Below are 8,569 nucleotides of genomic sequence, written 5' to 3'. Positions count from 1 at the left end.
ATCCACAGAATACCATTGGATTTAATTTTCTATATCCAGGTAATGCTTCTTTAGCCGGATTATTCGCTAATGTGATTGTATCCCCCACACGAGTTTCACTTACATTTTTAATAGATGCACAGATAAATCCTACATCACCTGCAGTAAGTTCATCAACGATTTTTTCCTTAGGTGTGTGAATACCAACCTCAGTAACCTCGAACACACCACCAGTAGCCATCATCTTAATCTTATCTCCAGCTTTTACAGTACCATTCTTAATACGAACCGAAACAATAACTCCTCTGTATGCATCGTATAATGAGTCAAAGATTAATGCTTGTAGTGGCTCAGCAGCATCTCCAGATGGTGCTGGAATATATTCTACGATTTGTTCTAAGATTTCATCAATACCAATACCCGCTTTAGCAGAAGCAAGTACGATATCATCTGTTGGTAATCCAATTACATCTTCAATCTCAGTCTTAACCTTTTCAGGATCTGCTGCAGGTAAATCGATTTTGTTAATAATTGGAATAATTTCTAAATTATTGTCTAATGCTAAGTATACGTTAGCTAAAGTTTGGGCTTCAATACCTTGAGCAGCATCAACTACTAAAATAGCCCCTTCACATGCTGCTAAAGAACGAGATACTTCATATGTGAAGTCTACGTGTCCTGGTGTATCGATTAAGTGGAAAATATACTCTTCTCCATTTTTAGCAGTATATTGTAATTGCACTGCATTAAGTTTAATCGTAATACCTCTTTCACGCTCAATATCCATTGAGTCAAGAAGTTGTGCTTTCATCTCACGTTGTTCTAGCGCCTTTGTTTTCTCTAAAATTCTGTCCGCAAGAGTCGATTTCCCGTGGTCAATATGTGCAATTATAGAAAAGTTCCTTATTTTCTTTTGCCTTTCGTTTCTTTTATCCATTTTATTCTTCCTTTACAAATCTTGTTTTTCTACGTAGTCTTTAGCTGTATAATACGAAAAACCATCCCTTATTAGCTTTTCAATCAGCTTTTGTTTAAGTGCATACCCTTCGTATCTGCGACTATAACTCTGATAAGCCCTTCTAAAATGCTCATCTAATATATCATCTTCATCTTCTTCCTCATAGTCTTCAAAAAATATGTCAAACACCTTTCTTATTATATCAGATGTAAAGCCATTTGTATAAAGTTTTTGTGTTATTTTTTGAACTTTTTTATTTTTTGTCTCTCTTCGTACTTTATACTCGTGCTCAATAATTTTATAAAGCATTTCTATCATTGCTTCTTCAGTACAAATCTTCGCAATATTTTCTTCAATAACGTCTTTATCCAAGCCCTTTTCTAACAATTTTCTTTGTATCCAATACGGTCCTTTTTGATTTAGGTTGAAATAATCCGTTACCGCAGCTTCTACATAGTGGTCATCATTCAAATAACCGATTTCTATTAACTTCTCTATTGCCTCATCAATAACATTATTAGCAATCTCTTTTTTCTGAAGATATTCTCTTATGTCCTGCTTAGTTCTTAGACCAAATTGTAAATAATGTACTGCCTTACTATAAGCACTCTCAACACTTTCGTGAGCAATAATTTCTTTTAGTTGCTCTTTTGATAAATCTATTTTTTTTATAAGTCCATATTTAATAATCGTATCTTCAGAAACATAAAAATGTTTACCATTTTCTAATTCAATTTTATACTTAACTTTTAGCTTTGTTATATTTGTAATTTGCAAATTTACACCTACTTTCTACATTCCTCGCTAAAAACTCTTACTTTTAATTTTATCAAAAATCACATAAAAAAGGAAATGTTAAAAAGAAAAGATTAACGAAATCTAACTTGTACAAAAAATTAGTTTCGTTAACCTTTTTTATTTTTCTACATGGGAGTGACTCAAAAATCGTGATTTCGTAGAAACAAGATTTTGTCGAGTCACCTCCGCACAGTTTATTAGATATCTAAAAAGCTTTCATAAAGCGAATTTAGATATCAATAAACCACTGCGTCTATGAGTTATCATATACACTTTTTTTAAATTTAGGACTTTTGGGTCAGCCCCATCATTAATAATATCATTTATATTTGTATGATCCCAAGGAGTTCCTTTTCTGTGAGTAATTGTAACTAATTCACTTGCTGTAAGGTGCCCATATTTTTTAAAAGTACTTTGAATAGAATCAATTACATTCTTCTCATCTAAAGATTGAAGAAATCTTGCTAATACCATTTATATTTCATTGGCAACATTTTATTGTAATTACTAACTTCTCTTTTCATTTTCTTCTGCTGATTTAATTATATCTGATATTAATCTACTAAAATCTATAGCATTTTTTGATGTAATAACTGGTTTCCCTGTTCTCTCTTCAATCTCTCTTCTTGCGTTTCCAGCAATACTACCTCCATCTTTTGCAACTTTTTTATTTTCTTCTAGACCTTGCGGATGCGTTGCATTAGCTATATCTTTTGTTGCAGCTTCCGCTAACATATTTAAGATAATTTCAGTTGTTGTCATATTATCTCTTAAATTTTGTTTCTTCAATCCCTTGTAGTCTTTATATTGTCTTGTTGTCATACCAGACCATGCTTTAGTAATTTCATTAGTTAATATTGCATATTCTTTTCCCTCTTCTACTCCATGGTCTTGCCAAGTATCTGTTAATTCTCTCCTAACCTGAATTGCTTGTAATCTTTGATTAATCCATTCCCTCGTATAACCTTTTTGAAGATATGTTGACAATGCTCTATCAATAGTTAATTCTGGATCTATAATTTCATCTATTCTTTCTTTACCTACCTCTGATAACCACATCTTAAAAGGTTCTGCTTTTGGAGATGGTATAGATTGAATTATACGAAATACACCTTGCATATCCGCAACGTCAGTACTTCTCATCTTCCCGTCTGTTGCCTTCAATTTCAACTGGCTACAAATTGTAGCCAGTTCATTTCCTTCTTTTTTAAGTCTTGTTTTTAATACGCTCCAGTATTTCCTTGGATTTTCACTTTCAGTTAATACTCCAATGATATCAACAATACTAAAATACCACTCTTCTCTTTCATTATCCCAAATTGATCTTATTTGATTTCCTTCAAATAATTTAATTTCATTATCCATAATTATTCTCCTTTTTAAATTCCGTATATTTTTTACTATTATCTAAAATTTAAAACTATATACGAATACAACTAATATAATTTCTTATAAATAAAATACTTTTAGCTATTACTTCATCTCATCATTTTCATCTAAATTAGATTTTTATATCACTATTTTTATCTCTTAAATTTATAATTTTCTTCATCTATAATTTTATCAAAAATCACATAAAAAAGGAAATGTTAGAAAGAAAAAAATTCCCAAACCATAAGGCTTGAGAATTTTTATTTTCAACTAAGATACTACGTTATTTTTTAATTAATCCTTCTTTTTGTAGATATTCTTTTGCTACGTCATATGCAGATTTTCCGTCTGCATCAACTTTGTAGTTCATTTCAGTCATTTCTTTTTCTGTTATTTTTCCAGCAAGTTTATTTAAGATTTTTTCAAGTTCAGGATGTTTTTTTAGAGTTTCTTCTCTTAATATCGGTGCCCCTTGATACGGTGGAAATAAACGTCTATCATCATTTAATAATTTAAGTTTATTAGTAATTATCTTACTATCAGTCGAGAATACATCGATAATATTTACATCACCATTCAAAATTGCTTGATATTTTAACGCTGGTTCCATTGTTTTAACATTTAGATTTAAGTGATAAAGATTTTTAAGACCTATTCCACCATCTTCTCTATCATTAAATTCTAATGAAAATCCTACTTTTGCAGAATTTTCTACGAGTTTTATGTCTGAAATATTGTTAATCTTATTTGCTTTAGCATAGTCTTCTGTTACTGCTAATGCGTATGTATCTTGGAATTTCGTAGGTTTCAGGTATACTAGTTTATCTTGTTCGAATATTTTCTTACGTGCAACTTCATACACTTCATCAGGATCATTAGAAGGTACAATTTCTGGTGTTTTTAATAATGTTGTTATAACTGTACCTGTAAACTCTGGATAAATATCAATACTTCCACCTTTTAATGCTTCATATAAGAAACTAGTTTTACCAAAATTAGGTTTAACCTCAACATCGATTTTAGTTTCATCTTCAATAAGTATTTTATACATATTAATTAATATCTCAGGCTCGGCACCAAGTTTCCCAGCAATAACTAATTTATCATTAGACATTTTTCCAATTGGGAAGAAGCTAATTGTTAAAGCCACTACAGCCGCAAGTAATGATGCCAAAATAGTTTTTGGTTTTTTATCTTGTAAAAATTTAATTAATAACCCAAATAGAATCGCTAATATTGCAGATGAAATAGCACCAATTAGAATTAACGCTGAATTATTTCTATCTATTCCTAGTAAAATAAATGAACCTAATCCTCCCGCTCCTATTAAAGCGGCGAGAGTTGCTGTACCAATTATCATAATACTCGCCGTTCTCACACCACTCATAAGTATTGGCATAGCGAGTGCAAGTTTAAATTTTTTCAACTTCTCTAGTTTTGTCATACCAAATGCCGTTGCTGCTTCTTCTAATGATGGATCAATCTCCGATAATCCAGTAATCGTACTTTGTAGTATTGGGAATATTGCATAAATTACCAATGCCACGACTGCTGGTAATGTACCAATCCCCATAAATGGAATGAATAATCCAAGTAATGCAAGAGAAGGAATAGTTTGGAAGATACCCGTAATTTGTAAAAACCATTCACTTGTCTTTTTATTCCCTGAGATAATTATCCCTAGAGGAACCGCAATAAAAATCGCAATAATAAGTGATAATAATGAAATTTGAAGATGTTCAAATAAACCAGTTATCCAATCACCTTTTCTTTCTAAAAATGTACTTACTAAATTCATTATTTATTCCCCCTTGAAAAAAATTCACGAACAAAGTCATCCGCAGGGTTTTCTTTTAATACTTCTGGTGTAGCAATTTGAACTACTTTCCCTTCTTTTAAAACACAAATTCTATCAGCAAGTTTCATCGCTTCATCCATATCGTGAGTTACAAAAACTGTTGTCATTTTATATTCATTGTGCAAAGTTTTAATCAAATCCTGTAATTGAACTTTACTAAGCGGATCTAGTGCTGAAAATGGTTCATCCATCAGTAAAATTTTAGGATTAGCGATAATTGCTCGCAATATTCCAACACGCTGTTTTTCTCCTCCAGAAAGCTCCTTAGGAAGACGATTCATATAATGTTTTGGATCTAATCCTACTTTTTTTAATAAATCCTCGATCTTTTCTTTAATTTCTTTCTTGTCAAAGTTTTTCATTTCTGGAATTAGCGCAATATTTTCTGCAACAGTAAGATTCGGAAATAGTGCGATTTGTTGAAGAACATAGCCGGTTTTAAGTCTTAATTCCCTTAAATCATAATCTTTCAACCTCTTATCTTCAAAATAAATATCACCGTCTGTTTGTTCTATCAACCTATTTATTAATTTTAAAGTTGTTGTTTTTCCACTTCCACTAGGTCCAACTAGAACAAAAAACTCTCCTTCTTGTATGTCAAAACTTAATCCATCAAGTATTAAACCATTTGTGGAACAGCATAATGAAACATTGTTATATTCTATCATTTTTATACCTTCTTCCTTATTTCTTCATAACCACAAAACTTTCAATCTTCTTTCAACTACTTACCTTTATACTATCATGAAGTTAATATAATAAACAAGTATGCACTTTACAGTATCTTAGTTACTTTTAGGTTACTTTAAACCATCAAAGCAATAAAACTACCTCATTTGAAATTTTATCATCTAATCTAGGACAAACAATTTAAAAAAATATTTTAATTTAGTTTTTCCTATATATAATATTCTAACTTTTAAATCTACAACTGTCAACATTTTGAATTTCACAAATATAGATAACCAGTATATACTTTATAGATTATAAAAAACAGGAGTGACTCAAAAATCGTAATTTCATAGAAATCGATTTTGTCAAATCACTCCTGCACAGTTCACTAGACATCTAAAAGATTTTTAAAAGCAAATTTAGATATCAATAAACTACTACTCTCATATAAACTTTTTAAAATTTAGAGCTTTTGAATCAACCCTTTTATATCATATGCATGAATTATTCATTATTTTCTTCGGCAATCTCAGCATATTCTTTTAATTTTCTTTGTAACAAATTCTTATCAATAAGCTTCAATGTATACTCTGATACCATTGTAGGCGAAAGACTTCTGCTAAGTGTATATTCCACTACCTCATCATCTTTTGAAGTACAAAGGATAACACCTACACTTGGATTTTCAGTTTCCTTTTTCACGCCTCTATCTAATGCTTCTAAATACAAATTCATTTTTCCAGTATATTCTGGTTTAAATTCTCCCATCTTTAATTCAAATGCAACTAAGCAAGATAATCCTCTATGATAGAATAATAAATCTATATAATAATCATGTTTACCAACCTGTACCCTATATTCATTTCCTATAAATGAGAAATCTTTACCAATTTCCAATATAAAATTCTTCAGATTTTCGAGAACTGATTTTTGAAAGTCTCTCTCATTTTCTATCTTTGGTGCATCAAGAAATTCCAGTACATATCTATCCATAAACAAATTATTAGTTTCATTCTTTATCTTTTGTATAGCAGGTAAACTCTCACCATTAGAAAGTATGTATCTCTCATAATAACCACTGTCCATCTGTCTTTCCAATTCACGCTTCGAATATCTTTCTTTTATTGATAATTCAATATAAAATCTTCTCTCTTCTTTGCTTTTAGCTCCTGACATTATTTTCAAGTGATTAGTCCAACTCAATTGTGTCACCAGTGGTGACACTTTTTCATCATCCTTATATAATTCATAGAATTGCTTCATTCTATAAAGACCTCTGCGGGTAAACCCCTTTAATTCAGGATAGTTTTCAGAGAAAAACTCAGCTACATTATCCACAAAATTTGATCCATAACTCGCTTCTTTGCTTTTTTCACTTATATACTTACCCACTTCCTGATACATCAAAATCAGTTCTTCATTGACTTTCCTATAAGCTCGTTCCTTTGCACCTTCGACAATCTTAACAATATCATCAAACTGACGATTATTTTCTCCTTCATTCATATTATATCCTATTAACTTATTCTTATTCATAATTTTCTCACCTCTAAAAGTATAATAGTATTTTTTGAATATTCTCCTCATAAAAATCTCTGGAACTTTTAATCTTTACTCTATATTTTTCTTAACTGAAAAAATAATATAATCTACCTTTTCATATTCTAACACTCTCTTGTCCTTTTAAGAATAACAACTTATTTCTTTAAAACTGCTTTTGTAGCATCTAAAAATATATCTTGATTGTTATCATCTACATAAATTATAACATTATTTTTAATCTTTTCCCACAACTAAATGTCAATTTCAAATTATTTAACTTACTATATATATTATCCTCCATTTATAATTTACAGGTGCAAACAACTTAGATTTAAAAAAGTAAGAAGTCCTAAAGAGTACCTTTAATACTCTAGGACTTCTCACTGAATATTTAATTATTATAGAAAGATTTAAGATTATATTCTATATAATTTATTCTTCATCTTCTCTACGTCTTTTAGCAATTGCTAGTAAGCTTCCTAACACAGCTAATCCTAATCCTGCTAACCCTGTATTTGTTTCAGATTCACCAGTATTCGCTAAGCGTTTAGTAGATTTCTCTACTTTAGCTGTTGATTTTGGCTTAATGTTTTCATCAACTTTTGGTGATGTTGGAGTAACTTTTCTGAAGATATGAGTTACAACATCTCCATCAGAATTAATCTCTGTTCTTACGAATTCATATCCTGGTATTGTACCATGTTCATACGCTTCATTAGGTTCTCCTAGTTTAGATGGAGTTTTAGCATCCACTGGTTTCAATTCATTACCTTGTTCATCAGCCCATTTAGTAATGATAAGTTTAACTTTAGGTAATTCTACAGGATCTGGAAGTTCTCCATTTACTGCACCGTTGAATTCTGGGATGTCGACTACCGGTGGAACGATTATCGTTAAATCTGTTCCTGGAATTGTATGACTTATTCCTGTTGTTGGATCTGTCACTGTTGCTGTACCATCGTCTCCTACTGTTACTTCCTTACCTGGGTTCTTATCTTTGACTTTGTCTGCAACTTGTTTTTTCTCTTCTGGAGTTAAGTGTGCTTTGTCTTTGACTAGAACTTTTTCAGTTGGTTTCACTGGCTCGAAGTCTTGGTTCACTAGATCTGTTCCTGGAATTGTATGACTTATTCCTGTTGTTGGATCTGTCACTATCGCTGTGCCGTCGTCTCCTACTGTTACTTCCTTACCTGGGTTCTTAGCTTTGACTTTATCTGCCACTTGTTTTTTCTCTTCTGGAGTTAAGTGTGCTTTGTCTTTCACTGGAACTTTTTCGTCTGGTTTCACTGGTTCGAAGTCTTGGTTCACTAGCTCTGTTCCTGGGATTGTATGACTGATTCCTGTTGTTGGATCTGTCACTATCGCTGTGCCGTCGTCTCCTACTGTTACTT

At 31.2% G+C, this 8,569-nt stretch carries 8 protein-coding genes; all 8 read right to left on the bottom strand.

Features of this window, described 5'->3' with window-relative positions:
• Positions 1–916, bottom strand: a 916-nt coding sequence (locus tag RWN11_RS06035; RefSeq protein ID WP_314160866.1) for a GTP-binding protein, incomplete at its 3' end; no start/stop codon positions are given.
• 12 nt (positions 917–928) lie between these two features.
• The gene (locus RWN11_RS06030; RefSeq protein WP_314160865.1) at positions 929–1,714 is read right to left on the bottom strand and encodes a RecX family transcriptional regulator; all 786 of its coding nucleotides are present in this window, start codon (positions 1,712–1,714) and stop codon (positions 929–931) included.
• Positions 1,715–1,951: 237 nt separating this feature from the next.
• Entirely contained in the window at positions 1,952–2,209 is a 258-nt protein-coding gene (locus RWN11_RS06025) for a hypothetical protein (protein WP_314160864.1), read from the bottom strand.
• Positions 2,210–2,242: 33 nt separating this feature from the next.
• Complete coding sequence (locus RWN11_RS06020) at positions 2,243–3,100, bottom strand: BRO family protein (protein ID WP_314160863.1); 858 nt, start codon at positions 3,098–3,100, stop codon at positions 2,243–2,245.
• A 289-nt stretch (positions 3,101–3,389) separates the two neighbouring features.
• Entirely contained in the window at positions 3,390–4,904 is a 1,515-nt protein-coding gene (locus RWN11_RS06015; RefSeq protein ID WP_314160862.1) for an ABC transporter permease/substrate-binding protein, read from the bottom strand.
• Complete coding sequence (locus RWN11_RS06010) at positions 4,904–5,632, bottom strand: ABC transporter ATP-binding protein (RefSeq protein ID WP_314160861.1); 729 nt, start codon at positions 5,630–5,632, stop codon at positions 4,904–4,906. The genes RWN11_RS06015 and RWN11_RS06010 overlap by 1 nt, the downstream gene beginning before the upstream one ends.
• A 508-nt stretch (positions 5,633–6,140) precedes the next feature.
• Positions 6,141–7,172 (bottom strand): PDDEXK nuclease domain-containing protein, encoded by a 1,032-nt coding sequence (locus RWN11_RS06005; RefSeq protein ID WP_314160860.1) that lies wholly within the window; start codon positions 7,170–7,172, stop codon positions 6,141–6,143.
• Positions 7,173–7,610: 438 nt separating this feature from the next.
• The coding region (locus RWN11_RS06000) for an LPXTG cell wall anchor domain-containing protein (RefSeq protein WP_314160859.1) at positions 7,611–8,569 on the bottom strand (959 nt) is incomplete at its 5' end.

The organism is uncultured Gemella sp., assembly GCF_963519265.1.
Lineage (GTDB): Bacteria > Bacillota > Bacilli > Staphylococcales > Gemellaceae > Gemella.
The sequence above is the reverse complement of the archived record's forward strand: the minus strand, read 5'-3'. Positions and strand labels throughout refer to the sequence as shown.

What these genes read in the sequence shown, in the direction of transcription:
- RWN11_RS06025 (WP_314160864.1), bottom strand. Translation starts at nt 2,209, where the DNA reads ATGGTATTAGCAAGATTTCTTCAATCTTTAGATGAGAAGAATGTAATT.
- RWN11_RS06015 (WP_314160862.1), bottom strand. Translation starts at nt 4,904, where the DNA reads ATGAATTTAGTAAGTACATTTTTAGAAAGAAAAGGTGATTGGATAACT.
- RWN11_RS06010 (WP_314160861.1), bottom strand. Translation starts at nt 5,632, where the DNA reads ATGATAGAATATAACAATGTTTCATTATGCTGTTCCACAAATGGTTTA.
- RWN11_RS06005 (WP_314160860.1), bottom strand. Translation starts at nt 7,172, where the DNA reads ATGAATAAGAATAAGTTAATAGGATATAATATGAATGAAGGAGAAAAT.
- RWN11_RS06020 (WP_314160863.1), bottom strand. Translation starts at nt 3,100, where the DNA reads ATGGATAATGAAATTAAATTATTTGAAGGAAATCAAATAAGATCAATT.